Genomic DNA, 25794 nt, shown 5'->3' with positions numbered 1-25794 from the left:
CCTGGCACTCATCGTTGATACGTCTCTCTCGGGCATGCGGGTTGCCCGCGAATTGGACCGGCTCATCACCGAGCGGGGCCGCCCGAGGATGATCGTCAGCGACAACGCCCTAAGCGCGGAACGAAATGGAGCCTGCAGTCAAGGTCTCTCTGTTCGTCAGCATGCCCTTGCTGCGTGACGTTGGTCAAGTCGTCGAACCAGGCGGCTTCCACCGGCAAGGGAAAAGGTCTCGTCCATAGCAAACACAGGGTCCGCACGAAGGCGGCCCTCCCGTCCTCAACACGAGCTTCTGATCCAGGCGGAAGACCCGAACATTATCTACAGGGTCATCGAATCGGTGCCCTCACGGCCCTAGCTGACAGAGGTTCTTCCACCTGGCACCCGCCCTTCAACGAAGGGCCGGTAGTCGGAACCACCTTTGACGACAGCGTGCACGACGCGGGCCATCTTGGCGGTAATAGCGGTCATTGCCTTGCGGCGTAGATCGGGATTGTCGCGATCCCGCGCAATGTAGCGTTCGAACTTATGACGGAAGCCATTCTCCCGCTGGCGGATGGCGACTTGTCCGGCGATCCACAGGGTGCGGCGCAGCCGAGCATTGCCGAATTTGGAAAGGCGGGTCTGGCCCCGATATTGGCCTGACTGCTGTGTCGAGAGGTCCAGCCCGCAGAACTTTACAAACTGGCGTTGATGAGCGAAACGGCGAAGATCGCCGGCTTCGGCAATGATGGTCAATGCGTTGATCGGTCCAATGCCCGGGATTTGTCGCAGGAGCTGATAATCCTGGCTGTGCCGCAACAGCTCGTCGGCCTGCGCTTCGATCTCATTGCGCTGCCGGATCAGGCCGCGTGCTTCGTCAATGACCATCCGGAACATGCGAATGGCAGGGGCATCAAGCGGCAGCGGCAGTCCGGTCGATGAGCGCGCCGTCTCGTAAATATCCATCAGAATCTGTGTCTTGCTGACCTTGCGGCCGACGACATCCCACGCTGCTGTCACAAACTCCTCCTTTGTCAGCGCCGTGATGCTTGCTGGCGTCGGAAAGGCATGGAGGAAGGCGAAGAACCAGTCGCTGCGGCTGTTCCCCCGGAATCGATCGATCTCGGGAAAATACAGTGGCAGGTAGTGCGTCAGGATACGGTGCTGGATCTCGGTCTTGGCCCTGGCGATCGCTTCATGGGTCTTCGACAGTTCCTGCACGTCGTTGATGCCGGCGCGCAGCGGATCATGGTAGACCTGCGTCGCCTGGATCCTGAGCATGTGCAGCATCACCTGGGCATCCTTTGGATCGTTCTTGTCCCAGCTGTTGTGCAACGCTTCTCGTGTTCGGGCCAGCGCCAGCGACGACACCAGCCGCACCTCAAAACCCGCTTCAGCCAGGCGCCATGCTATCGGCCGGTGATAGTTCCCGGTCGCCTCAAAGGCGCAGACCACAGGGCGGCCGTACGCCTGCAGCACTTCGATCAGATGGTCGTGCTCAACACGGGTGTTGAGGACCAAAAGGCGACGCCGGCGCTTGTGGCCCGGTGCTTCGATCAGCACTTCTGTCATTGCGCACCTTGGCAATGTCGATCGCTACCAGCACCGCGGCGGCGGGTGTAAAATCTGAAGTGGTCATGGTCGGTCTCTCCGGAATGGGTTGTGAACATTCACATTCTAGATAAACTTTGACTGGCCATGGCCGCCTCGACAGCGGTGCGCGCCTGCAGCGAAAAGCTGCGCGCACCGCTCTCTCGGTCGCCGCGGCTCCTTCATTCCGTAGGTGCTATGGCAGCGAGTTCACCTCGAACGCCATCCTCGCCTGGGCAGCGTCGAATGGCATTACATTGCGCCCGGCAAGCCGATGCAGACGGATGTTGTAGAATAGCCCCCTTCTTCTTATTCGGCATCTTTTTCCACAGCCTTCGGCCTTTCCGGCCTCGTTCGCCATCGGGAAGTCGCTGCTGCATAGGCAGCTTCCGCCTTCTCGATNAATAGCCCCCTTCTTCTTATTCGGCATCTTTTTCCACAGCCTTCGGCCTTTCCGGCCTCGTTCGCCATCGGGAAGTCGCTGCTGCATAGGCAGCTTCCGCCTTCTCGATTCGGGATCGTTCTTCGGCGCGCTTGGCCGGGATGTTGTAGTCGAAGGCGGTGCCGCGCCTGGCATGGCTGGTCGGGAGGCCGGCACGCAGCTCGACCGATCTGAACTTGCGGGCGAGCAAGGCCGGCCGGGCCCAGATGTAGTCGGCATCCTTGCTCAGCATGTGCCAGATGATCATTGCAAGCTTGCGCGCGGTGGCGACGGCCGCGATGTGCTTCCCGCGGCGCGAGGCGATCCGCTTGTAGAAGGCGCGTAGAGGTCCTGGCGATCGCACTGCTGCCCATGCCGCCTCGACCAGCATCCCCCGGGCATGGCCGCGGCCCTGCTTCGTGATGCGGCCGTGATAGGCTGGCCCCTCACCGGACTGCCGCACGCTAGGATTGAGGCCAAGATAGGCGACGAGCCTCTGTGGATCGCTGAAGCGCCGTATGTCGCCGATTGCCGCGGCAACGCTTGCAGCCACCGTGACGTCGATGCCGGGCAACGTCATCAGGCGGCGGATTGTCGGATCCTGGAGGGCATGCACCGCGATATCCGCCTCGACCACCGTCAACGCCTCGTTGATCTGGTTAATCAAGCCGAGGTGGCGCTCGATGGCGGCGCGCTCATCCGCAGGCAATATTTGCCTCGTCAGCCATTTGCGCCCGCTGATCCCGACCAGGTTCCCATGCGGACACGGCGGGATCAGGTGGGCGTGGAGGATTGACTGGATCAGGTTCTTCAGCCGCGAACGCTGGCGAACCAGCTGTGTGCGCCTGGTGACCTGTCTTCGGAGGGCAAGGGTCCCCGGATCCGGAACCCAGACCTCCGGCAGAAAGCCCGAAGCATAGAGCTTCGCAAGGACAGTGGCGTCGATCGTGTCAATCTTCACCTTCGCATGCGCGATCATGTGCACCTGCTTGGGATTGGCGATCACGATCCGATCCACGTAGGGCGACAGCACTTCAGCGACGGCCGCGGCATTGCCGGTCGCCTCGATCACCACATGATCATCGTGGGTGAGTTCCTTCCTGGCGAACTCCTCGAGCTTATCGCGCAGCATTTGAACGCGGCCGAGCTTGACGATCTCGCCATCAAGCAACGACACGACCTCGGCGGCTACGCGGTGTATGTCCATGCCGATAATACGCACGGTTCCCTCCAACGTTGGTCACGAACAGGGAGCCCAGCGGGCAACACGACAATACGGATCCGCGCTCGCAGCGCATCCGGGCGAGTCGTAGGGGCGGCCAGATAATGTGCGCGAACTCGCAGTTCATCTGCATACGACGGGCTGCCCGCACTTGCGACTCCCGGGGCCCCGTGGCCCGGATGCGCCAAGCTTAACGAAACCTGACGACCAACAAACGATGGCACCGAGACCAACATGCCGGATAATGGCTTCATCGAGACTCTAACGGCCGACTGCGCGAAGAACTGCTCAACGAGACGCTGTTTACCTCGCTGGCTCAGGCGCGCGTAGCCATCGCCCTTTGGCGGGCCGACTACAACACTGCGCGGCCGCACTCCCAACTCGCCTGGCAGACACCGGCCGAGTTCGCTACCACCTTCAATCCGCGACGGTCGCTCGCGCTGCGCTATGCCAAAGGCTCCGCGCCAGCGCCCGTCGCTTCACCCGCCCAGCAGGGCACAACCCACGCCGGAAACGAACTCAAACCTGGATAGAAACTGGGGGCAACGTCACGCCCTTTCCAGAAGGCCGTGTTTTTTGACAATCTTGGTTGTTGATTGTGTGCCTTACATGTATGGCGGCCGTATTTGGTTCTGTAAGGGAGTTGTCACATAAACCGACTGTCAGTGAGTGGTGCGTAGAGATAGTGGGATGAAGAATTCCGCCATCAGCTACAAACGTCACCGCTTCCCGCAACAGATCATCGCCCATGCGGTCTGGCTGTACTTTCGGTTCCCGCTGAGCCTCCGCCTTGTCGAGGAAATGCTGCTGGAGCGCAGCATCGTCGTTTCGTATGAAACGATCCGCCGATGGGGTCGGAAATTTGGACCGGCCGACGCGAAGCAAATCCGTCGGCGGCGGCCGTCGCACGGGGACGTCTGGCATCTGGACGAGGTGGTGGTCTCCATGGCTGGCCGCAAGCACTGGCTTTGGCGTGCCGTTGACCAGGACGGTTATGTTCTCGACGAGATCGTTCAGAGCCGACGCGATGTGAGCGTCACGAGCACCCCATCTTGCCTGAGGGCTATACACTGGCGAGATTTGCCGCCTGATTTGCGAGGAGCGCAGGCGCATGGAGTGGGACGACCCTGATGCCAGTCATCAAGACAGTCATCAAGGCAGGCATGAAGAGGGTCGCTATCGCCGGATCGAGGTGATCACCGCCCGGCGGTGGGGGATCAATCGAGGTCTTCTTTCGGTCTGGCGACGGCACGTTGGGCTGGTGCAGGCGAAAGCGGCTGCGGAGACGACGGCCGGATCGACTAAGCCCGTCAGGACGAGGCGGCTTTCACCGATCTCCGAGCTCGATCCGACCGGTCGACCTGGGCGCCTCCTTCTTCCGTGCGTCACTATGCTCGAGCTGCCGCTCCTCGCCCCGCGATCGTAACTGGCACAAACTGCAGAGCTGGCGCCGCGCGACAGCCGAGATGTTGGCGCCCGGCTCCGCGCTTTCCGCAACAATCCGCGCCTTCTCCGCCGGCGTCCAGTTGCGCCGCCGCCCGCCATCAATGTCGGCGAGTTTACGGACCTCGGCAAAGCCGTTTTGCAGGCCGGTCGCCGAGAGGCGGTTGCCCCGGGGAACTGAGGAAAAAGGCCTGGCCCTTGGGCATGGGAAAAGCGGCATCCCGCTCATGGACGTAGCGACGAAGGGCAGCTTGGGTCGTCGTGTGAACTGGAACGAGCCGGTCCTTGCGGAACTTCGTCTTCCGAATGAGGAGAATCCCGTTGGCCAGATCAACGTCGGAACGATCAAGTCTGACCACTTCGCCTATCGCAGCCCCGAGCTCGCCAATAATCCGATCAGCGTGGCCATTGTCCGCCCCTTGAGAAGGATTCCCGGCGAGATGCGGCGGCATGCGTCGATGAGTGATGCCAACTCGGCCTCGCTGAGAATGCGCGGAGGCGGAATCGCTCTGGATCTGGGGAAAGCTCTGCGCTCCGGGCGCCGTAGACGGCGAGATACTCGTAAAACCGGCGAAGCACGCCATGGCGAATTGCGCGGCTGTTCGCGGCGCCGCTGAACGACAGGACGAAGTCCAGCGCCATCGTCCGGGTAGCGGGCGCATCGAGCTGAGCGCGCCCAACGTAGCGGACGAAAGCCCGCAACGTGCCGGCTTGCTTGCTGAAGGCGGATCAGAAAGCATCACAGTCTTCTCATCACCGGGCCGGCGGGCGTCGGCAAGAGCTGGCTGGCCTGTGCGCTTGGCCACAAAGCTTGCCGAGAGGATTTCTCCGTCGCCTATCACCGCGTTCCCCGGCTGTTTGCAACGCTTGCCCTCGCGAGAGGCGACGGACGTTATGGCCGGATCCTCAAGCAACTCGCCAAAACCGACCTTCTCATTCTCGATGACTGGGGACCGGAAAAACTCAATGATGACCAGCGGCGTGATGTGCTTGAGATCATTGAAGACCGCTACGAACGCCGATCGACAATCGTCACCAGCCAGTTGCCTCTGGATCGCTGGTACGAGATCATTGCAAACCCAACCCTGGCCGATGCCATCCTGGACCGCCTCGTTCACAACGCCTATCGCATCGATCTCACCGGGGAAAGCATGAGCGTCTGAAACAGCGCAAGCTTGACCGGAAACGAAACCCAATCCAAACATCAACGAGACCCAGGATCAGTCCGAAAAATGGCCGGCTTCAAATCGGAACACCGGCCGGAATGAAATCGGAATGACTGGCCGGCTTCAAATCGGAATCGATGGCCGGCTTCGTTGGAATACGCAGCGCAGCCTCGCTACCGTGCCATCCTCTCGCAAGGCGGCCTTCGCCGGGCTTCGGCGGAGGCGTACGGAGTTGGCGGCGTGCGACAAACTATGGGACCATCATGATTGATCTCGAGCGTCGCTCGGTTGTCGACATACTGGACGATCGCAGCGTCGAGAGTGCGGCCAAGTGGCTGCGTGACCATCCTTCCGTCGAGGTCGTCAGCCGGGACCGCGCGGCCTTTATGCGCAGGCCGTCCGAGAAGGCGCACCGCAGGCCCGGCAGGTAGCCGATCGGTTTCATCTGATCCAGAACCTTCGCTCGGCAATCGGCAATCGACAAACAGATGAGCTCTTCTGGACATGCCACGGGCAGGGCCATCCTGTCGGAGGACGCAATTGTTGACGCTGCCACACATCCCCGGCGCACCCGTCTCGCACATAGGCAATCTCGCCGGGAGATATTCGAAAAGCTCCGCGCTTTGCGCGAAGAGGGTCTGTCCTACAGCGAAATCGCGAGGCAGACCGGCTATGAACGTCGCAGCGTAGCGAATTGGCTCAAGTTCAAGGTTCCCGCCAGACAGGCGGCGAGCAGCACTGAACCCCACATCGCCATGGTACTTCGAAACTGCAATGTACGGTCGGGCAGGTCCTGAACTGCTGAGAGCACGAATGCTGCCGCCGCTCCACACAATGTGAGGAAGAACCTAATTTAGTGCAGTGTGACAGGGCCAAGGAAGTACGATATTTGCTGCGATCAGGCAGCTTGAAGGCGAGCGACGTCTCGCCAAGTGTCCAAGGCTGCTGCTTGCAATTCGCGATGGTGGTTGGATGGAATATCGTGACGGGGAATATGAAAAAGGTTGCTGATCGGGTCGTGGATGGAAACGACACGCTGAAGCTGTCGCGCTGATTTGAAGCGCTTCATGATCCTCTCGCGTCTTCGGACGGGGTTGATGAGAATTCTCCGCCCTATTATTCAGTCCCTTGTGAGAACGATGCTCGAAGCCTGGCATGATCTCTCGTTTCGCAGCACCATAGGAACGCAGCTTGTCGGTGATCACTACACGCAGCGAACGGCCTTGTGTTTTCGGGAGCTTGCACATCAATCGCTTTGCCGCCTTGCTATTCCGATGGCTTTGCACCAAGACGTCCAGAACAAAGCAACGGCACGCCAAAGCCAGTGTTTCTTTCCGCCGATGGTCATGACAACCTCATCGAGATGCCATTTGTCGCCGAGCTTGCCCGCCGATCGCTTGCGGATATCATTGGCAAAGTGTCTGCCAAATTTCTCAGCCCAAAGTCGCACGGTCTGGTGAGAGACGACGACGCCATGCGCTGCCAGCATATCCTCGACCATCCGCAGGCTGAGCGGACCGGAAATATAGCCAAACAGCATGGGCAATTACCTCGGCCGGAAAATCGGTGGCGACGATAAATTGGATCACGACGGGCAACTCTGGTGCCGCCAGATCCCACATTTTGATCAATGCTTGGTTAGCGTTACAGTGCCGTCGCCTTGCCTTGGCAGGACTTCTTTTACCTTGTTGCGGGCATTTGGTCCAAAGATCAGCGCCCACGTCCTTCCTCCTGACGAGAACGTTCATCTAGCCCCCTGGTGGTGTGCGGGTTTCTGCTGTTCGGATTTAAATTATGGCGCTCCTGGGCGGTAGGGGCAGACATGCCGGCGTCGATGTCGCGTTTCAAGGCGTGCTCTTTGATACGGTCCTGCGTGTCCTGATTGTCCACGCCATGGCGCTCGATGGCGATACGGGCAACCACGCCGGCGTTGATGGCGCGCACCGCGGCTTGCTCTTTGAGATCGTCCTGCGTGTCCTGATTGTCCACGCCATGGCGCTCGATGGCGATACGGGCAGCCACGCCGGCGTTGATGTCGCGCTCCGCGGCGTGCCATTTGATTCGGTCCTGCGTGACTGGATCGTCCACGTCGTTGCGCTCGATAGCGGTACCGGCAACCATGCCAACCGTGACGTCGCGCACCGCGGCGCGCCATTCGATACGGTCCTGCGCGTGCGGATTGTGCACGTCGTTGCGCCCAATAGCGGTACCGGCAACCATGCCAACCGTGATGTCGCGCACCGCGGCGTGCTCTTTGATCGTGTTCTGCGCGACCGCATTGTCCAAGCCATTGCGCTCGATAGCAGTACCGGCAACCAACCCAGCCATGATGTCGCGCATCGCGGCGTGCTCTTTAATTATATTCTGCGTGCCCTGATTGACCACGCCGTAGCGCTCGATAGCGGTACCGGCAACCATCTCGGGATCGGCGTTGATGTCGCGCATCCCGGCTTGCAATTTGATAAATTCCCGCGTGAGCCTACCCGCGGAGCCTCGGTTCCTGATGCGCCGTCCTGCTGCCAAAAAGAAGCCACGAATTTCGCGTGTCGCAACTTTCCCGGCGGCAACAAGCGGATGGGGCTTGATGACGGTACCGAAGATCGTGTTCTGCGCGACCGGATCGTCCACGCCATTGCGCTCAATGGCGTGACGGGGATCCATTCCGGCGTTGATGTCGCGCTTCGCGGCGTGCTCTTTGAGCATGTTCTGCGCGACCGGATCGTCCACGTCATTGCGCTCAATGGCGAGACGGGGATCCATTCCGGCGTTGATGTCGCGCTCCGCGGCTAACTTTTTGATACGGTACTTCGTGGCCAGACCGTCCACGTCATGATAGATGATGATCTCATTTGCAGTTCTAGTTCCAGCTGAATTACCCGCGTCAATCATGGCCTCTTCGAAACGAGCGGATCGTGTTTCTTCCCGAAACTCGCTATCAACAACTGCTCGGAACTTCTGATTGACATTTCGTAACGCATTGATGCTTCTCTGGGAAGCTACGACGCTGTCGGCTTGATTGACTACCCGCTTGCATATCTCTCTCAGCATATCATCTTGCAGATTGCCGATGTTGAGAGGGTCTGTTGCGCCGGACGAATCCACCATTTAAGTCTCCTGTCTGGCTCGATCAGCGGTCATCTGTTTCGGGCTTTAATCCATTTAGGGGGAGTTGTCTCGTTATCGAGCGGTGATCGAACTGCCCCCGCGGCTTTCCGAGATCAGGCAACCGCGCCCGTCTGCGCTATTGCGCGTATGCGGTGAATGTGAGTGGCCAGGGGATCGTTTTTGATGCAGGGTGACGAAGAGATTTCGGAGTGCCGAGAAGATCGAGATAACTAACAGATTGATCGGGGTGCAGGCCGAGGATATATTCCATGCTGGCCCCCGGGCGGCGGTAGTGGTAGCGCTGATAATAGTGTCCTACTGCCCATCGCGATTGCCTGCCGGAGCGTTTCGGGACACGCGCGCCTGCGTGATGGCCGACCGCGGCACCGACAGCCGGTCTCGCCCTTCAGCACGGACAACGACAGCGTTAGCGCCATTGACGCCGTGGACCTGAAACACCTGCACAATTGTGGTAATCTTCTCCATGGACGGACTCTCCCTCATGTGACTTTCGACAGCCACACTTTGGCACATTGCGATGCCGAGAGCGGAGGCCGTCCACCACATCAGGTCATCAGGTCAAGATCACCAAGCTCAAACCCTAGCAAGCGGCGAATGTACGGCCGCGCCAAGATTGATCTGCCCAGGCGCGCCTCGTCTCAGCGAGAGCGTGTCCAGAGCCCCTTTGCATGAAAACCCAGGGTCCCGATTCCGTGGTTATTGACAGTCTCAGCGGCTCATCGAGTTGCCCCTCTCACGTTCTTCAAGGTCGCGCGGCCGCTTTCTCCCATTAAGAGATCTTTCGATTTCAACATCTCCGTGGACGTTATGGCTGGACGAGCCAGAAGACTCTAGCATTGCGCGGGTTGGTGCATTGCTTTCTGTTGATGTGGATGGCGGACGATTTCCAGCCGGCGCTATTTCCTCTAACTCATTGCGGTGCACCAATTTGAGTTTCTGTTGACCAGGCATATTGGCTGCCTTGGCTAGTTCAAGTATAGCTTCGGAATGATCCAAATCGATCTTGGTCGACCGAACGGGTAAAGCTAATCTCTTTAGCACATGATCCTCTGGCACCTCCCGCAGACGACCTTGCCACGCTTGGTGGTAATCCTCTATTGTTTGCACCAGCCTCCCCATCTCCGAGCTCTTTGACTTCAGTACGACCGAATAGCTCCGGACCAAGGAGAAGAGAGTCGGGGAATCTTCTGCCAGGGCCGTGCTGTTTGGCTTCAACCAGTATTCCCTGTGTTCTGACGCCGTTTTAAGGAACCACGCACGGCTCGCGAAGTTTCCGCGACGGGGGCCAACGACCGCGTCCATGGCATCAAGAACACGCGTTGCCATCTCCTTGGCGACTCTATTGGAACGCACTCGCTGCGGAGTCACCCGACGTATTGAGTCCTTAATCCCTTTTGGCAGTTGCTTGGGCAAGAAAAAACGGTTGTCACCATGCTGCCGGGTTAAGTCGCAATGCCGCTGTATGAGCGTTGCGATGTCTATAGCAGTTTCTGGAGCCAGTTTTTGTTGTGGCCGTAACTCCGCTCTCCAAGGAACCATTTTCTCTGCTAAGGCGCTCATCGCCCTTACTTTTCCATAGTGATAGGAATTCGGGATAAAGCCTATTTCGCCGGTTCTGGCCCTCGTTTTCGCAATTTGCGACTCCTGCTTAGCCCAGAGTGACAACATTTCGCCACTTTCGCAAATCTCGTCTACAACCGCCTGACGCAGACTATTAAAAAAAGCGCCGTCCGGCACGATCTCGTCTAACAGAGTGTTGATCTCTCTCAGAGTGGCCTTCTGTAATTCTGGGTTTCGGGGCGTTCCGCTCGAAAAACTTTCATCATATTCATGAAGCTGCAATTCATCCCGTCTGTGGCCCAGAATTTCAATGTGTGGGAATTCTCGCGGGTCGCCTCCGTTCATCCTTGCGTACTTCTGCAGTTGCTCATGGAGTGCGGCAGCAACATATGGAGAAACAACTGTCGGCAATATGGGGCGCTTTGCACAGATCGTATCAATGATGCGACGGAGTTCGTTGACGTCAGTGCTTTCTGTCGTCTGGCCACGATTGGCCTGATGTATTGCATTCAACGCATAGAGCCGTTGTTTATTGTATGCGGGCGTGGCAGGAATGGTTTGACTTAGAAGCCGGTCTATCCGGATTTCAAGGGCGTCCTTCAAGGACCGCCCAGGCACGGGTCGCGGCCACTCTAATTCGTTATCAATGCTGCCGTCTGGAATATAGGCTGGAGTTCGGCTTCGCATGACGTCCGTCAGATACCTGACCGCCATAACTTCTCTTGTGCGGTTGGCCATTGTCCATTGTCCTTCTCATTTTTAAGTTGTTGCAGCGTTTATCGCCTGCGTTCACATTCAGCAAAACAGATGGCACATCGCTACGCATCGTCGGTGTTGAAGCGCAACTTGTTATCAAGACGAACTTTAAGGGAAGATCGCTAGCAGCCCGGGAAATCACTGTCTCGATGCGGCCTACGGCGCCTGGCAGAAACTCCTCGCAGCTTCCGAGACCAACAAATTGATCGGGATCCGCCAATAGGCCCATGTCGGTCAAAACCGACTCTTGGTATATTCCCGATTGGCGTCTATACTGAACACATAACCGATGCCCCGCGCGGTCTTTATTATTTGTGGTGCACGCGGATCCACTTCGATCTTTCGGCGCAAGCGCATAACCTGAACATCGACGCTGCGATCGAAGATGTCCTCGTGAATGCGGGTGGCCCGTTGAAGGAATTCTCGGGACAATGGCTGATTCGCCGCCTCGAGGAAGGCAACCAGAAGAGTGTATTCCCCCTTTGTGAGCGGTACTGGCCTGCCCGAAGGGTGACGGAGCTGTCGAGTCCTCAAGTGGAGCTCCCATCCACCGAACAACCATCTTCCCGATTCTGTCTTTAACTGGTTTTGCACGGAGTTGGCCAAACGCCGTCTGACAAGAGCGTTGATGCGCATCGATAGCTCGCGCATTGATAACGGCTTACTCAAATACTCGTCTGCACCGGCTTCTAGCCAGGCCAACAGATCGTTCTCGCTGCGGTGGTTCCCAGTAACGACGACGGGTATGCTCCCACCGTCGCGGAGATTGCGCAAGATTTCGGCGCCACTATTGTGATCAAAATCCAAATTGGCGATGATGACGTCCGGCTCTCGCTTTTCGCATATTTCCAACGCTTTCGCCGGCGTATGTGCCACAGTGGTTGACATGTCGCACCTCTGCAGGTGCTGTTCCACTTTTTTGGTAAACGCGAGATCATCGTCGACTATAAGGACGTTTACTCTCTTGCATGCTTCATTCATTCTTTTCTCCACTCGCCCCCCTCTAGTCGGTGTTGGTTTGGCCGCAACTTCCAAGTGCAGTTCCTGCTTAGCGGGAGGCATTTGGGTGCAGCAGCCACCTCCAATTTGCACGGCCCTGGTTGGCTGTAACCGAAGGAACTTGAGTTCGTAGCGCTGCCGTTTAAGGCGCTGGGCAAGCGCCGTGGCCTATTGCTGTTCGCGTTTGTCTGCCTCCGCTAAACGCCCCTCGAATCGGGGTTGGAGTTTTCCGCGCCATTTCCCACGGGGAGGGCGACTAGGTGACCAAAGTTGCAAAGTGCGCCGCATCAGTGAGCCGGTAAGATGAAAGCTCCACCGCCTAAAAGGCCGTCGGCTTCAGGTTACGGCGTTGGAAGCCGGATCTGTCGCCGTCTGGCGGGCTGGGTGAGAACTTCGGTCACGGCCGTCTGGAACCACGCTCCCCATCCGTCGCCTCAACACAGTGGTTGGGACCCACGCCATGCCTTCAGTCTTCCCGCGCGACTCGCCCGCGTCGAAGCTCTCACGCTGATTTTTGGCCTTAGGCGCGCCCGTGATCCGATATACAACGTACGAGGGTTAAGCCAGCTGGGCCGGCGCAGAGACTCATGCATAGGAGACGGACAGCCCTCAGGCCAAGCAATCATAGGGACTAGACTGAGAAGGCAGGTTGATTTCCAGTACACCGCGCTTGCCGTTGCGGCGGCCGACCTGAATGACCAAATCGATCGTCTTTTTCGCATATTTGATTATCTCGCCATGTGACATCTGCACACCAGAGCGCATGACCATGAGCGCCAGTCTATCGAAAGCAAGTTCGGGGCTATCGGCGTGTATAGTTGTTATCGCGCCGGGGTGGCCGGTATTTATCGCCTCAAGAAAGTCATAAGCCTCAATGCCGCGGATTTCACCAAGAATGATCCGGTCGGGGCGCATTCGCAAACAGCTCTCCAGAAGTTTCGATGGGCTGCGAACTGAGTCCCTTTTACGGTCGGCGATTAGTCCAACTTGGTTCTTCTGGGGTGGATGAAGCTCCTGCGCATCCTCTATGGTGATGATCCGCTCGGCAGGGTTTGCGATCGCCAGTAAAGCGCGCGCCACCGTAGTCTTGCCAGACGACGTTCCGCCCGAAATCAGAATATTGAATTTTTCGTCAACGGCCTGTCGGAACAGACTCTTCAGGTCGCCAGCCTTGGCCGCATCGGCGATTGCCCGATGGCGTTCGTGCCGAACAGCATCCACCATGATCTGTCGGCCGTCGACGTAGTCGATATCTGCGCTTTCCGAAGTCCGCGCCAGATATTTTCGAATCGACAGCGATACGCCTTGTTCTATTGCAGGTTCGACGACCACCTGCACACGCTGCGGGTTCCCCCAAACCATAACGCGGCCTGAGACAATCGGATTAAGTGCCCCGAGCGTGTTTCGGGTCTCTCCGGCTAACTGTGCTCCAAGCCGCTTAATGGCCTGGGGCGGCAAGGTCACGCCGATCTCACGCATGTATATCGAATCGGCCTCCTCAACAAAGATCGAGCCGTTTGGATTGATCGCCAACTCATTGATACTAGCATGTACTAGATGGTCTTTGAGTGGGTGTAAGTACTGTTCCACGTACGAAATGCTATTTTTAAGCTGCTGATCATTCATCGAATAATGAGATCTCGATTGACAAAGACGCGAATTTCCTCGCCCTGCGGGACACGAAGGACAGGAGGTAAGGAGAGGTACTTGTTCACAATATCCTCACTTTGGTCGCTGAGTGTTCTGGCAACGTTCGACGTGACTTGGCCATCCCGATTGGCGTCACCCAAACCCCCTCGTCCTTCAACCGTGATCGTCGCGCCACCATCTCCGGAGGACCTGCTGCTGCCTGTCATCGCGGGAATGATAGAAGGCAATGCGCTGATGGTACTGATGAGGACAGCCGCACCTATCTTCTTGGCGTAGCGGTTATCTACGTTTCCTTCGGTGCCGGCGCGACCAAGCAGGTCCGTACCTATGGAGCCGAGCGCGATCGACTTGCCTTCGGGAGTGAGAGCCCGATCCCATCCGACTAACACGCGCTTTTGCTCAATATCGTCTCTGTTCCCGAAGGTGCCAATCAATCTTGTCCCTGCGGGCAGCAGAATACGAGATCCGTCGAAGGAGAATACCGGTTCGATAACCTGCGCCCGGATGTTTCCTGGCAGTTCCGTATTAATAGCAGTTTCAAGTACGGCGGAGATCATCGTGCCCTGAGCGACCATACGCGACGGATCAGGGAGAGTGCGAGATACAGAGGTCTCTGCTTCAGAGGCAGTACCGGTTGCAAGGGACCGGTCGTTCGCACCCCGGTCTTGGGAATGTTGTGGGGCACCATCGCCTGACGCGGAGCGCGCGCTGGATTCATCCATGACAACACCATTCGACTCCCTTTGCTTGGTATCGATTTCTTGGAATTGTCGATGATTTTCGGCGTTGAGCTTAGCAGCCTCATCGGAGCCTTTGTGCTCTTTTTCCAGCCGCAAGGCTTCCCCGCGCAAACGTGCATTTTCCACCTCTACCTCATCCCGCTCCGAGCGAAGACTTCGCATCATTTGCTTCGTATAGCGCCCAAGTAATTCTTGAACGTCGGCGACCGAAATGTTATTCTGTTTTTTAGTTCTGGCTACTTGGTCGATTTTATTGCTTAGTTCATTGAATCTCTTGTCTATCTCGTCGGCCTTTGGTTCGATCGCTATTGGCTGCGCCTCAGGAACGGAAAAATCAAGCGTTGGGCTTTCCTTGGTCGAGCGATCAACTTCCAGATCAATCTGCAACGTCTTCTGCTCATCGTCATCATGCAAGCCGAGGATCGCCGCCCTTTGGTTCGGGCCGAGCGCCGTCCCGAACGCTATGGCCCCGGCGAGCAGCGCGGCGGCAACAAAGAGCGCACGGCCTCTGCTGCGCTTAGATTTACCCGTTTGCCGGGCTCGCCGTTTTTTAAGCAGTTTTTCTCGTTCATGATCCGCGTCCGCCGCCGCTTCCGCTCCGCCGGGATCCTGTCGATGGCCGATGTCGGGCGAGCTATCTGTCATGTACCAAACCTCTCCACCGTGGTTTTGCCGAATGCACAGCATTCGCTTTGCCTACGCACACAGTGTCATTGCCGATTCTCATCACCCAGTAGTCGCTGGTTCCGTCGGCGATGATGCGATCGCCTTGACTGCGCGAGTTGACCAGCTTTTCCACCCGATCATGATCGACCTTAAAAATTGCCGGTTGGGGCGCGCCCCTGGGCAGGACAAACGTCGTCTGCAACATATTGTCTGTGACGGCGAGCGGGCGAAACCGGGCGTCACCCGAAACCATGTAGCCGTGGTTTGCTGGAGCGACTGCGGCAGGGCTATTGCCCACTGCCTTCAACTCATGAGGATAGGTGAAGACGGCCCGGAATGCCTGGTCGGCGCCCGCCGCCATTCCTGCGCTTATCTGGCCGACCGAACGTATCTCAAATGTATAGACGCGCTGATCAGTGTAGACTGTCATATTGGTGAGCGCTTTGTCGATAATAGGCTTCAGACTGATCACATTGCCTCTCTTCAGCCTGATCACCTCCCAGGAAGCGCTGTCTCCGATGAGAATTGATTCGACATTTTCTCCTTCAGCGAACTGAATAGCTGTGACCGACTTAATATATAGGTTAAGCTTATATACGTTTCTTTCGTCGTACACGTAGTGTTTTATCCGCACGTCCGACGCAAAACCCACCGGCGACTGCTCAGCCATTGCCGAATTCACCGAAATCACGACGTAGAGTAAGTAAATATAGATGAATTTATACATTTTTGCTTGTCTTTGTGTTAACTATCATCAGCCAGCCGTTTCCGCATCGATCCGATAGAACAAGACGTTGAACCCAAGCGGATTTTTCCACACCGCCTCCAAGGTGGACCTTTGTCCAGGCTTGAACTGATAGCCAATTGTGGCAAGGAAACTGCGCTTAACTACGTCTCGCCCCTTTTCTTCACGGTATTTGGTAATGCGCACACGCGCGAGATCCGCTGGGTTGCGCCCCCTCGGGGTCAGGGAGACAGATTTGACGACAACACGCACGCGAACGTTCTTGCCGTAGAGTGTGGGCGGATATTGCTCTGACTCCGAACGCCATGTTTGCGCTAGGGTTTGCGCGGCACTGTCGGATGAGCGAGCCATAACGTCAGGAATGCGGGTGTTGTTGTCAGCTGGATCGTAGGTTTCCCGGTCGACGACATAGGAAACGAGTTCCGCCTGAAGGACAGCCTCCTGCCCTTGCAGCGAGGTGGGCTGCACCTCAACGATCTTTTCAGCCTCGCCGGTGGTCTTGTCTACCATCACTACATAGGGCTTAGTTTGTTTGAGCGGCAGCATGACTATTAGAGCCACCAAGGACAAGAGACTAGCGGCAGTGGCACCAACTGCGATCTTTGCGCAGTTGTTGCGCTGTTCGCGAAGGCTAAAAAAGACCTCGTCTTCAAATCCGTGCTGTAGTTCAGACACACGTCTCTCCTAATTCGGTTGCGTTACCGATTCCGTTGCGGGTCAGCGGTCTTATTCGGGAGATACGGTTCGGTTGCCGTATTGAGCGAGAGGGTGAGTCGGAGGAGCCATCGGAGGATCTCTCGTAGCATTCGATTTCGATGACGACAGGCCGATCGCGCGACGAGCAAGACGCTCATCGAGACGCTGCTGCCGGATATGGGCGCTTTGGCGCATCGCACTGATCGCCGACCATGCCGCCGCCGCCGGCGAGGCTCCAGCCTCACGTGCGGCGCCTGCCACACTTATGCCGTCTCGCAATCGTTGACTGCCGCCGTGCACTCTCATTGCAGCACTCTTGGCCATGTAAGCTGCGGCAGTGACCGCACCGGCTCCTACAGCTGCGACCGAAACAGAGGCCAGGGAACTTGCCATGGTTGGGATCATGAACAGGAGAACCGTCGCCGCCATGATGATGAAAATGAAGGCGAAATCATTACCGCGGGATGACACATAGACTTCAGCGGCGATATACAGCACAATAGCCATAAGGGTCGCGGTCAGCAGTGGGAGGACCACGAAACCCGTCGTGAAGCGGGTCCAACTCTCAAAATACTGACTCGTTTGAGGCATCATCAGCATGATGATAGCTAGTGGCGCTAGGCTGATCGACACGGCGAATCCAATTTTGGCAATCATTACAATAATCGCGCAAGCGGCGGTAAAGAAGGCGCCAACAATTAGGAATAACACACCAATAAAAACGTTACGAAATGACTTGCCGACGTGCCAAATCGAAAAATCTTCTATGTATTTCCCAGATAGGTATAGGACTGCATGGGCGAACTCATCCATCGCTGAAGATGTGTCCGACATCCGCTCAGGATCGAGAAAAGCGGGATCAACGTTCTTGATTGGCATTTTGGCCGCATGCATCATAATGGCTGCGTAATTGTTTGGTACATCAATAAGCATCGAATAGATGCCTTCAAAGTTTACCCACATTGTTGCAAAGGAATATATCATTATATATCGCAACGCCCAATGTAGATACACGGAGTAATTTATAGTTCTTAATTGGACTAAGTGATTTATCGCGATAAGCAACAATGAGACCAAGGCCATGGCGCCGAGCAGATCCCTAATCGGCTCTGCAACTCCCTCAAAAACTACTTGCGCATAGTCGACAAGCGTCGAGTCGAGTGTACGAGTAATGTTTGAAATCACACCCACCGCGCATTACCTGTTAAAATCGAGAAGATCGCGGATGGCGGCCGGCTCGGCGGACTCGGCGCCTAATGCCATGAAGTACGATCCTGCCAGCGATGCGATCGCGGCTTGGGTGCGCAGTGTTTCATTGATCTGCTGCGCGATTTCGATCATCACGCGTGTGTTGATGTCAACGCTGCTTTTTAAGTCGTTGCTGTTTTCGAGCGCGGTGATATAGCCAGTGATCCTCCCCATGCTGGCGTTGGCACGCTTGTAGGATTCCTCCGCAGTAGAGGCCGCCACTGCGCCCCGAGCCGATCCATTCGCAATGATGACCTTACTGAGGTGCTGGTCGTTGTGCAGCGCAAATGCCTGATCCAAGCGATAGCGAGCTCGAAATTCGGTAAGGGCCGCCTGAATGCCTCCCGGGCCAACTCCGCGGCCATTCAGTGCATCGTCAACCATTTCCCGCAAACTCGGCCCTCCTTCACGGGCCGCGACGTCAGCCTTGCCATTGTTCACCGGGAAACGCTTCGGGCCTGAAATGGAAGAAAGCAGCGCTTTGCCCACTTCTCGATTCTCAATTAGCAGATGCTCTGCTGTCTGCGCGGATGCTACAAGCTGGCTCATACCACCCCCTAACAGCCGGCACATTTCTACCAAGTACGTCAGCAACTCAACGGCGTTCTTGTCGAAGGTCACCTGTGCGCCGTCCGGAGCGGCGGGGACCACTCCAATAGAAGGCAGGGGAGCAGGCGTGATCTGGCTTTCCTGGGCCCTGGCCTCCCGCACCAGCGAGCCGGCGGCTGCAAGCAAAATACCAGACACAATGACTGTCGGGAAAGCAGCTCTCATGACACAACTCCTTTGGTTTGGAGCTCAAGTGTTTCCCAGGCGCAGACACAATTGTTCTTGCGCACTACGGGAACGGCTTGGCAGGCAGTAAGGGGGGCTAGGATCATTGTGAGAAAAATCAGAGAGATCTTCATTGCAGCATTTCCATTTGAAAGTTTGGCCTGTCACGCCATCCTGCGTGCGCTTTCCCCCCTCGCCCACCCCCCAAGATCTCGATACCCTTACCGATCGCTCCGAGCGCGAAATCAAGAACGACGCTGTCGCCGCCCGATTTCAATAGGACCAAATGGTTGTCCACGTTGCTTATCCGAAGGAAAGCACTTTCCATCGGCGTGAGATTGAGCGGCGCGAGTTCGGCTTCAGTGTTGTAGGAACTTGGGTAGACCAGACGCGTGACGGCGCTCTCCAGTATCGCATCGCCCGCAGCGCTGTTGGTGATGTGGGACACACGTTGAGTCAGGAGAACGACTGCAACATTTTTTTTGCGCATGGTTAGCATCCAATCTTTCAGGCGCAGTTGAAAATATGAGTCGTCGAGCAGCTTCCAGGCTTCATCAAGAACCAGCAATGTTGGAGCCTCGTCTTCTACGAGCCGTTCCACCCGTCGAAAGACATAGCTAAGCCACGCGGTGCGGATGGTGTCGTTGTCGAAAATCTCCGTGAGGTCAAAAGCGGTGATCCGACTATCGAAGGCAAGAGAATCGATACTCTTACCCCCAAACAGCCAGCCGAATTGACCACTCTCGTCCCAGCGGCCAAGTCGGTTATAAAGATCACCATCATCGTCAGTCGCACGCAGCTGGCTGCGGAACTGCGCGAAGTTCTGTAGGCGGAGGTCAGCCGTTGCGTTGGCCTGAGTGGCATCATGGAGTGCCTGAAATTGCAACGGATTTAGCCGTCCGCCCTCGTTGTCAGCCAATACGGAAAGCCAATCGGACAACCATGCCGCACCGCGGCTATCTGCCTCCGCTTGCATAGGGTTGAAGCCCGTTTCCTGCCCCATACGCACGGAGGAATAGGTTCCGCCCATGGCACGGACCGCCATCTCGAAACCATTATCCTTGTCAAAGACTATGATCCGAGCGCCAAGCCGATGGGCCTGACTGAGCAGAAAAGCTGTACTAAGCGTCTTGCCAGACCCGGTTTGGCCAAGCACAAGCGTATGCCCGACCGTGCGCTGACCTGCCTTGCCCGGCAAATGGAAGCTGAAGCGGAACGTCTCGCCGCGAGCTGTGGGCAATGTTGTTACGCAGTCGCCCCAAGGACATAGCTCGGGTGGATTGCCTTTCGGCAAGCCGTGCATGGCGCAAAGTTCTGCAAAATTCTGCGAGGAGATCATTTCCGCTCGTGTGCGATAGCGGAAATTACCGGGATGTTGAGCAAAATAAACGGCGCGGGCAGAGAAGTTCTCGCGAACAATTGCAGAACCCGCGTCTTGCATGGCGCGCGTGACGTAAGCCATGGCCGCCTCAAGCTCCTCCTGAGTCTCGCAAAATACAGCGATGCTACAATGGTGGTCGCCAAAGGCGACGCGGCCGGATGCAATATCGTCCTCGGCCTCTTCGAGTTGCGCCATCAAAGAGATAGCCGCATCCTCCGCCGCCTTCATCCGCTTGCGCACACGAGCGATTTTAGCTTGGGCGGCAATATTGTCGATCGGCGTAAAGCTCTGAGAAACCACGGTATCGTAAGGCAGGCTAAGCCTGTCGAAGATGCCGGGATAAGTCTCGGTGGGGTAGTCCTTTACGGATATGATGGTTCCGAAGCGTTTGAGACTTGGGTTGGGGTTGTCGCATTCGAAGACGTTGCCGCGGAACGTGACCGTCGAACTCGCCAAGAGGTCAGCGACAGGGACGAACTTCTCGCCAGCAATAAGGCGCCCACTTGATCCGTCGATCGCGGTACGCAACAAACTAAGCCACTCACCATCCGAGACGGATAGCCGACGAGGCTTTGCCAAACTTACGTTAACCATGCAGGTGTTAATCATCTGATCGAGGCGAACTGCGCGCGCAGTGACCTCTTCACGACTGTAGACCTCCGCGTTGCCAAACATATTGAGTATCTTGGCCAGCCTCTTCGGCGGTCGGATCACAATAGTGACCATCGTAACCCGGTCGCGCAACCCTATAGTCTCGAGATAATTTCGCCAGCGCCGATCAATCTCCTCGTTGAAACGATCTCCTTTGACCTGTCGCATCTTGGGTCTAGTTTCAGCAGAGATGCGATGGACATAATATCCAACGTCACCGCGTTGCTGTGCAATGAAGCGTGAGAATGCGTTACTCAGCTCCATCGTATGCCGGCTATCGATCGTGTCGGCATTGACCCCTTCGGCAGCAAAAGCGGCCATTATATCGCCATCGCGTAACATGAGGGTGCCATCGTCCACGATGCTGACATATGGGAGGTTGACTGCAAGTTGTTCACATTCGTGAGCGGATCGTAGTAACCTATGCATGATATACTAGGCCTTCACTATTCAGGAGTGCCGGGCGCATGCGCGTGCTTTTCACGGTTGCGATGAAAACGTCGATGATCTTTGGGTCATAGGCTGCTAGGGTACGCAAAGCGGCGTAGCCAACACTGCCCACGACCAACAGATAGATGAATGATTTGGTTATGATGAAGCCGAGCATTACGACGCCTATGAGGACAACCAGATACACGACCGGCAATCCCGCAAAGGCGACTTCGCGCGTCAAGCCTATAAAAAGCGTTGTACGTTGAATGGTCTGTACTCCTCTTATGGCTCGCGAGGTAGTTTCACGGCATCCGCGCCGAACCGGATTAGCGTGCGGCTAGGCCCTGGACGAAACTTGCGCCGCCAAACACGATCGCGATGCCCATGATGATTGAGACTGCGAAGGTCCAGTCCATGCGACCAGTCATAAAAGAGAAGCCAACGGCGATGACGGCCAAGGCAGAGATTGAAACCCCGATTGGCCCGGTTATCGCTTCCACAATCGCCTGAAGGAATGTTGTCACACCATTGAAATCCTGCGCAGCACTCGGCGTAATAAAAATAATCGTCAACAAAACTGCCGCAGACACTGCGGGCAAAAGCCGCCAAACGCTCTTGATTATATTTCCAAGTGTCTCGACCGACATTTTTGTAAGCGTTTTCACTTTAAGCTTTGGCGTTGACATTCCGCTATTCCTCTTTGCCGACCCATCCGGGTCCTAATTCTATATACATAGGACGTTTAATTATGGCCGACCTGCGCGGCTGCAAGACAGTGTGAAAAATGCGTCCGTCGCAGCATTGTCACCGGGACGTTGATCGGCATCTGTCACTAGCGAAAGCAGATGGGGCGGCGCATCCTCCCCGCTCTTGCGATTTGAACTGCGATATTGTTCGGCTCGACACTGACAGCGTGAAGGATGTCCGACACATATTGCCGGGTCTCCCGATAGGGCGGAATGCCGCCGTGCTTGCGCACAGCTGCAGGCCCAGCGTAATAGGCAGCGAGGGCAAGTTCAAAGGAGCCGAACTCATCGAGCATTTCTGTCAAGTATGTGGCGGCGCCCTCGAGATTTTGCTGCGCTGAGAACGGATTCTTGACATCGAGATCCAATGCGGTACGCGGCATCAACTGGCCGAGCCCGACAGCACCAGCCGACGAAACCGCGCGAGGATTGAAGTTGCTCTCTCGCTGAATCATCGCAGTGAAGAGATCAACAAACATTGACTGGTCTAAGCTTGATTTGCGTACGCCTGGCCTCGAAGCAAATCGCCGTCCAAAATCGGCGGCAAGCCAATACATATTCCTCTGGTCATAGGTGAGGTCTTTTGCCATGCTGCGCGCCGTCGGAAGAGAGGGCAAACTGAGCCGCCTCGACAGAAGGTCTCGCGCGCGTTTGGTCGCACGGGCCGATGAGGAGGGATGACGGAAGGCGGCTTCATCGGTCGACGCGCCTGTAAATTCCAGTACAGAATTTGTCTCGCTGGCGATTGCCGTGCCCGTAGCCAGCGACAGACCATTCAGACTCGCGCAGGAGACCGGAGCCTGGCCCCGCTCGGCCGGGACAGCTTCGGCCTCAGCATCGAAATAGAACTGCGCCAAATGCAGCTTTTCGTGCGGCGTCGCGCGGCTGGTGGCGCCTCTTCTTACCTCGATGAGCGCCCCGTGGTCGCTTTGCTCAAACATTCCAGCATTGGCAGCGGCATCGCCCTGCCCAATCGAGACAATGGCTAGCGTTGAAATCGCAACTGCCACTTTCGCGAGCAACTTGTTGCTACTTAACCCCCTAGATGGACTTGAGCACATGTAATATATTTCCTATAATATGTGAGCAATTTGTCTTAGGGAGACGATTGTATTTCCCCAATCATATAGGCCACAATTTGCTCAACAAACCTTTTTGTTTGTGCTTGTTGTTTTGGTTTTGCCAATCGTTTGTAGGAATGTCAAATATTGAATGGTTTCAATTGTAGTTTTGCCTTGAATTGCATTGGTGATATTGGGTGCCGATTTGGCCATAGTGCACCGCGCGCCATTCAGATCGGCAGTTTGAACCGCTGTCGGGTACCGTCGCCTTAACTCGGCGTGAAGGTTGGCGTCCTAAGTCGCGCCATGACCGAACGTCCTGCCGACCCCGCCGGTCATTGTTGCAAGCGCCATCGCTTTCCGGGTGAAATCATCAGCGATGCGGTGTGGCGCTAGTCCCGCCTTCCGCTCAGCCTTCGCCATGTCGAGGACATGCTCGCCGTTCGCGGCACGCGGTCTCCTTCCAGACCATGGGCGAATGGACAGGCAAGTTCGGAGCCGCATATGCCCGCCAGATCCGACGGATACCAAAGGCGCCTTCAACGACACTCGCCCGTCTCGATGGCCGCTTTCCACGCCTCATCCACAAGCTCACCCGCGCGCAACTGCTCATCCTCGACGACTTCGGAACCCACAGCCTCACCGACCAACAGCGCTTCCATCTGTTCGAACTCGTCGAGGAACGTTATCGCCGCAAATCCACCCTGATCACCGCCCAGGTCCCGGTGGCCAGATGGCATGACCTGTCCGCAGAACTCGAATGCTTCATGATGCACCTTTCCTTGATCGCCTGGTCCGTTGCAGTCGGCGTTGAAGTTTATCGATCTGGTCGCTGGAAAGGCTGATCTGTCATCGGGCGATGAATATTCCCTGATTGTGGGCATCGAAAATTCCCTAGTTGGCGCTGCTGCCGCCAGTTCCGGGACGCGTCCCGGAACTGGCGGCTTTCGCTCCGGCGTCGATAGTCCGTCCCGATTTGATCGGAATCGGAGCGGCGCTGGTGGTCCAACTTGGAGAACTTCTGATGATATTGGATCTACACCGTCAGGGCCTGTCCGTGACCGCGATTGCTCGGCGAACGGGCCGCGATCCCAAGACGGTCCGCAAATACATCGAGCGCGGGCTCGAACTTCCCGCCTATGGCCCGCGACAGGCGGGGCGGCCAAACAAGATCGTGCCCTTTGTCGACTATCTGCGCGAACGGGTCTCGGCCTTTCCCGATCTGAGCGCCGTGCGCCTGACGCGCGAGATTCGTGAGCGCGGCTATGACGGCGCCTACACCGCCGTGAAGCGCTTCGTGGCCGCAATCCGACCGCAGGAGCAGGTGCGTCCCTTCGAGGTGCGGTTCGAGACTCCGGCCGGATATCAAGCACAGATCGACTTCGCGCGCTTCGTCACCGAGTTCACCGACGCGCCGGGCGTGACGCGCATCGTCTGGCTGTTCTCGCTCGTGCTTGGCCACTCGCGCTACATCTTCGCCCGCTACGTCATGCACCAGGACCTGCAAACGCTGCTGCGCTGTCATATGCAGGCGTTCGACGCCATTGGAGGAATACCGATCGAGATCCTCTACGACAGGATGAAGACGGCGGTCACCGGCGAAGATAACGAAGGCCACATCATCTACAATCGCTCGCTGCTGGCGCTGGCCAAGCACTTTGGCTTCCAGCCCAGAGCCTGCCGGCCGTATCGCGCCAAAACCAAGGGCAAAGTCGAGCGACCATTCCGCTATATCCGCGAGGACTTCTTCCTGGCCCGCAGCTTCCGCAATCTCGAGGACCTGAACGAGCAATTGCGAGATTGGCTCGACACCGTCGCGCCTGCACGGCACCACGCAACGCATCGTCAGCGAAGCCTTCGCGGCGGAGCAGCCGGAACTTCAACCTCTCCCGGCAGTTCCCTTCGACGAACTTCTGGTGGAAGAACTAACCCTGCGCGAAAGTCGGCGCATCAAGGCTGCTCTGATGATGGCGCGCCTGACCACCATCAAGACGCTCGCCGGCTTCGACTTCGCTTTCCAGCCATCGCTCGATCGGGACCGCATCATGGCGCTGGCCGAACTGAAGTTCATCGAGCGGGCGGAGGTAGTCCATCTTCTCGGCCCGCCCGGCACCGGCAAGAGCCATCTGGCGACCGCGCTCGCCGTCGAAGCCGTCAAGGCCGCAAAGAGCGTCTACTTCTCAACGCTCGCCGACATTATCGCCTCGCTGGCCAAGGCCGAGCGCGAGGGGCAGTTGCGCGAGCGTATCCGCTATCTATGCCGCGCATCCCTGCTGGTCGTCGACGAAATCGGCTATCTCCCGGTCGTGCCCGGCGGCGGCAATCTCTTCTTCCAGCTCGTCAATGCCCGTTACGAGAAGGGTGCCATGGTACTCACCTCCAATCGCGGCTTTGCAGAATGGGGCGAAGTTTTTGGTGATCCTGTTGTCGCAACAGCATTGCTCGACATACTTCTTCACCATGCAGTCGTCGTGCAGATCGAAGGATCTGTAAATAAGTACAAAGCAAATCGAAATACAATAGTTTGGCAATAATTGATAGTACCATGTGAAGTTATTGTCCACAGAAATATTATATTAGTCCTAAATAACTCTCAGAGGTATACAGAAAGTGACCTATTTAATGTAGACTGAAAGAACGTCATATGTCGTGCGCACGACATTTACATCATGATATATCCTGCCACCTGCCACCTGCCACCTGCCACCTGCCACCTGCCACCTGCCACCTGCCACCTGCCAC

The 25794-nt window shown here is 56.8% G+C and carries 19 protein-coding genes and 7 pseudogenes; 8 read left to right on the top strand and 18 right to left on the bottom strand.

The window, feature by feature from the left end; translation table 11 throughout:
- Positions 1-326: 326 nt before the first annotated feature.
- Both CIT25_RS33400 and CIT25_RS33395 read right to left on the bottom strand, forming a co-directional pair.
- A pseudogene (locus CIT25_RS33400) lies at positions 327-1618 on the bottom strand (IS110 family RNA-guided transposase).
- 370 nt (positions 1619-1988) lie between these two features.
- The gene (locus tag CIT25_RS33395) at positions 1989-3212 is read right to left on the bottom strand and encodes an IS110 family RNA-guided transposase (RefSeq protein WP_342587130.1); all 1224 of its coding nucleotides are present in this window, start codon (positions 3210-3212) and stop codon (positions 1989-1991) included.
- A 243-nt stretch (positions 3213-3455) separates the two neighbouring features.
- Here CIT25_RS33395 and CIT25_RS33390 point away from each other — a divergent pair.
- A pseudogene (locus tag CIT25_RS33390) lies at positions 3456-3745 on the top strand (integrase core domain-containing protein); the annotation flags it as partial.
- A 157-nt stretch (positions 3746-3902) separates the two neighbouring features.
- Positions 3903-4241, top strand: a pseudogene (locus CIT25_RS33385) (IS6 family transposase); the annotation flags it as partial.
- Between the two features lie 298 nt (positions 4242-4539).
- Here CIT25_RS33385 and CIT25_RS38655 read toward each other — a convergent pair.
- On the bottom strand, positions 4540-4713 hold the full coding sequence (locus CIT25_RS38655; RefSeq protein WP_425351771.1) for a hypothetical protein: 174 nt from the start codon (positions 4711-4713) through the stop codon (positions 4540-4542).
- Between CIT25_RS38655 and CIT25_RS38650 the strand changes: the two genes are divergently transcribed.
- The 3 genes and pseudogenes from CIT25_RS38650 to CIT25_RS33370 all read left to right on the top strand — a co-directional run.
- The gene (locus CIT25_RS38650; RefSeq protein WP_425351772.1) at positions 4679-5272 is read left to right on the top strand and encodes a hypothetical protein; all 594 of its coding nucleotides are present in this window, start codon (positions 4679-4681) and stop codon (positions 5270-5272) included. The two genes, CIT25_RS38655 and CIT25_RS38650, sit on opposite strands and share 35 nt — an antisense overlap.
- 111 nt (positions 5273-5383) lie before the next feature.
- A pseudogene (locus CIT25_RS33375) lies at positions 5384-5818 on the top strand (ATP-binding protein); the annotation flags it as partial.
- Positions 5819-6051: 233 nt separating this feature from the next.
- Positions 6052-6589 (top strand): annotated as a pseudogene (locus CIT25_RS33370) (transposase); the annotation flags it as partial.
- 130 nt (positions 6590-6719) lie between these two features.
- Here the strand turns inward: CIT25_RS33370 and CIT25_RS33365 are convergent.
- The 15 genes and pseudogenes from CIT25_RS33365 to CIT25_RS37285 form a co-directional block, all read right to left on the bottom strand.
- Positions 6720-7441, bottom strand: a pseudogene (locus tag CIT25_RS33365) (IS6 family transposase).
- A gap of 90 nt (positions 7442-7531) precedes the next feature.
- Positions 7532-8926, bottom strand: coding sequence for a hypothetical protein (locus tag CIT25_RS33360; RefSeq protein WP_158302715.1), 1395 nt, complete (start codon positions 8924-8926; stop codon positions 7532-7534).
- A 315-nt stretch (positions 8927-9241) separates the two neighbouring features.
- Entirely contained in the window at positions 9242-9412 is a 171-nt protein-coding gene (locus CIT25_RS33355; RefSeq protein WP_158302714.1) for a hypothetical protein, read from the bottom strand.
- Between the two features lie 243 nt (positions 9413-9655).
- The gene (locus CIT25_RS33350; protein WP_095489367.1) at positions 9656-11245 is read right to left on the bottom strand and encodes a hypothetical protein; all 1590 of its coding nucleotides are present in this window, start codon (positions 11243-11245) and stop codon (positions 9656-9658) included.
- Positions 11246-11497: 252 nt separating this feature from the next.
- A complete protein-coding gene (locus tag CIT25_RS33345; protein WP_158302713.1) occupies positions 11498-12244 on the bottom strand; it encodes a response regulator transcription factor in 747 nt (248 codons plus the stop codon).
- A 627-nt stretch (positions 12245-12871) separates the two neighbouring features.
- Positions 12872-13888 (bottom strand): P-type DNA transfer ATPase VirB11, encoded by a 1017-nt coding sequence (virB11, locus tag CIT25_RS33340; protein ID WP_095489365.1) that lies wholly within the window; start codon positions 13886-13888, stop codon positions 12872-12874.
- On the bottom strand, positions 13885-15297 hold the full coding sequence (locus tag CIT25_RS33335) for a TraB/TrbI/VirB10 family type IV secretion system protein (protein WP_158302712.1): 1413 nt from the start codon (positions 15295-15297) through the stop codon (positions 13885-13887). Before CIT25_RS33335 ends, virB11 begins: the two co-directional genes overlap by 4 nt.
- A complete protein-coding gene (locus CIT25_RS33330; protein ID WP_095489363.1) occupies positions 15287-16045 on the bottom strand; it encodes a TrbG/VirB9 family P-type conjugative transfer protein in 759 nt (252 codons plus the stop codon). The genes CIT25_RS33335 and CIT25_RS33330 overlap by 11 nt, the downstream gene beginning before the upstream one ends.
- 27 nt (positions 16046-16072) lie before the next feature.
- The gene (locus CIT25_RS33325) at positions 16073-16738 is read right to left on the bottom strand and encodes a VirB8 family type IV secretion system protein (RefSeq protein ID WP_095489362.1); all 666 of its coding nucleotides are present in this window, start codon (positions 16736-16738) and stop codon (positions 16073-16075) included.
- A 51-nt stretch (positions 16739-16789) separates the two neighbouring features.
- Positions 16790-17950: a TrbL/VirB6 family protein gene (locus tag CIT25_RS33320; RefSeq protein WP_095489361.1), complete on the bottom strand. Its 1161-nt coding sequence runs from the start codon at positions 17948-17950 to the stop codon at positions 16790-16792.
- Between the two features lie 6 nt (positions 17951-17956).
- Positions 17957-18781 (bottom strand): type IV secretion system protein, encoded by an 825-nt coding sequence (locus CIT25_RS33315; protein WP_095489360.1) that lies wholly within the window; start codon positions 18779-18781, stop codon positions 17957-17959.
- A 130-nt stretch (positions 18782-18911) separates the two neighbouring features.
- On the bottom strand, positions 18912-21134 hold the full coding sequence (locus CIT25_RS33310; RefSeq protein ID WP_245330118.1) for a VirB4 family type IV secretion system protein: 2223 nt from the start codon (positions 21132-21134) through the stop codon (positions 18912-18914).
- Positions 21135-21234: 100 nt separating this feature from the next.
- On the bottom strand, positions 21235-21513 hold the full coding sequence (locus CIT25_RS33305; protein ID WP_095489358.1) for a VirB3 family type IV secretion system protein: 279 nt from the start codon (positions 21511-21513) through the stop codon (positions 21235-21237).
- A gap of 58 nt (positions 21514-21571) precedes the next feature.
- Positions 21572-21931, bottom strand: coding sequence for a TrbC/VirB2 family protein (locus CIT25_RS33300; protein WP_245330116.1), 360 nt, complete (start codon positions 21929-21931; stop codon positions 21572-21574).
- A 146-nt stretch (positions 21932-22077) separates the two neighbouring features.
- Positions 22078-23013: a lytic transglycosylase domain-containing protein gene (locus CIT25_RS37285; RefSeq protein ID WP_245330115.1), complete on the bottom strand. Its 936-nt coding sequence runs from the start codon at positions 23011-23013 to the stop codon at positions 22078-22080.
- Positions 23014-23522: 509 nt separating this feature from the next.
- Between CIT25_RS37285 and CIT25_RS33290 the strand changes: the two genes are divergently transcribed.
- The 3 genes and pseudogenes from CIT25_RS33290 (at position 23523) to istB (ending at position 25586) form a co-directional block, all read left to right on the top strand.
- Positions 23523-23897, top strand: coding sequence for an ATP-binding protein (locus CIT25_RS33290; RefSeq protein ID WP_280953404.1), 375 nt, complete (start codon positions 23523-23525; stop codon positions 23895-23897).
- 155 nt (positions 23898-24052) lie between these two features.
- Positions 24053-24977 (top strand): annotated as a pseudogene (gene istA, locus CIT25_RS37900) (IS21 family transposase); the annotation flags it as partial.
- Positions 24969-25586 carry an IS21-like element helper ATPase IstB gene (gene istB, locus CIT25_RS36665; protein WP_245330119.1) on the top strand — a complete coding sequence of 206 codons (618 nt, stop codon included), beginning with the start codon at positions 24969-24971 and terminating at the stop codon, positions 25584-25586. The pseudogene istA and the gene istB, both read left to right, overlap by 9 nt.
- Positions 25587-25794: the final 208 nt, after the last annotated feature.

The organism is Mesorhizobium mediterraneum, assembly GCF_002284565.1.
GTDB lineage: Bacteria > Pseudomonadota > Alphaproteobacteria > Rhizobiales > Rhizobiaceae > Mesorhizobium > Mesorhizobium mediterraneum.
Note: the sequence above shows the minus strand (reverse complement) of the source record. Positions and strands in the feature narration are given on the sequence as shown.

Bases quoted from the DNA above. Each gene is read 5' to 3' on its own strand.
- CIT25_RS33350 (WP_095489367.1), bottom strand. From the start codon at position 11,245: ATGGCCAACCGCACAAGAGAAGTTATGGCGGTCAGGTATCTGACGGAC.
- CIT25_RS33355 (WP_158302714.1), bottom strand. From the start codon at position 9,412: ATGGAGAAGATTACCACAATTGTGCAGGTGTTTCAGGTCCACGGCGTC.
- CIT25_RS33330 (WP_095489363.1), bottom strand. From the start codon at position 16,045: ATGTATAAATTCATCTATATTTACTTACTCTACGTCGTGATTTCGGTG.
- CIT25_RS33300 (WP_245330116.1), bottom strand. From the start codon at position 21,931: ATGTCAACGCCAAAGCTTAAAGTGAAAACGCTTACAAAAATGTCGGTC.
- CIT25_RS38650 (WP_425351772.1), top strand. From the start codon at position 4,679: ATGTTGGCGCCCGGCTCCGCGCTTTCCGCAACAATCCGCGCCTTCTCC.
- CIT25_RS33290 (WP_280953404.1), top strand. From the start codon at position 23,523: ATGGGCGAATGGACAGGCAAGTTCGGAGCCGCATATGCCCGCCAGATC.
- virB11 (WP_095489365.1), bottom strand. From the start codon at position 13,888: ATGAATGATCAGCAGCTTAAAAATAGCATTTCGTACGTGGAACAGTAC.
- CIT25_RS33315 (WP_095489360.1), bottom strand. From the start codon at position 18,781: ATGAGAGCTGCTTTCCCGACAGTCATTGTGTCTGGTATTTTGCTTGCA.
- CIT25_RS33335 (WP_158302712.1), bottom strand. From the start codon at position 15,297: ATGACAGATAGCTCGCCCGACATCGGCCATCGACAGGATCCCGGCGGA.
- CIT25_RS33360 (WP_158302715.1), bottom strand. From the start codon at position 8,926: ATGGTGGATTCGTCCGGCGCAACAGACCCTCTCAACATCGGCAATCTG.
- CIT25_RS33310 (WP_245330118.1), bottom strand. From the start codon at position 21,134: ATGGCCGCTTTTGCTGCCGAAGGGGTCAATGCCGACACGATCGATAGC.
- CIT25_RS33345 (WP_158302713.1), bottom strand. From the start codon at position 12,244: ATGAATGAAGCATGCAAGAGAGTAAACGTCCTTATAGTCGACGATGAT.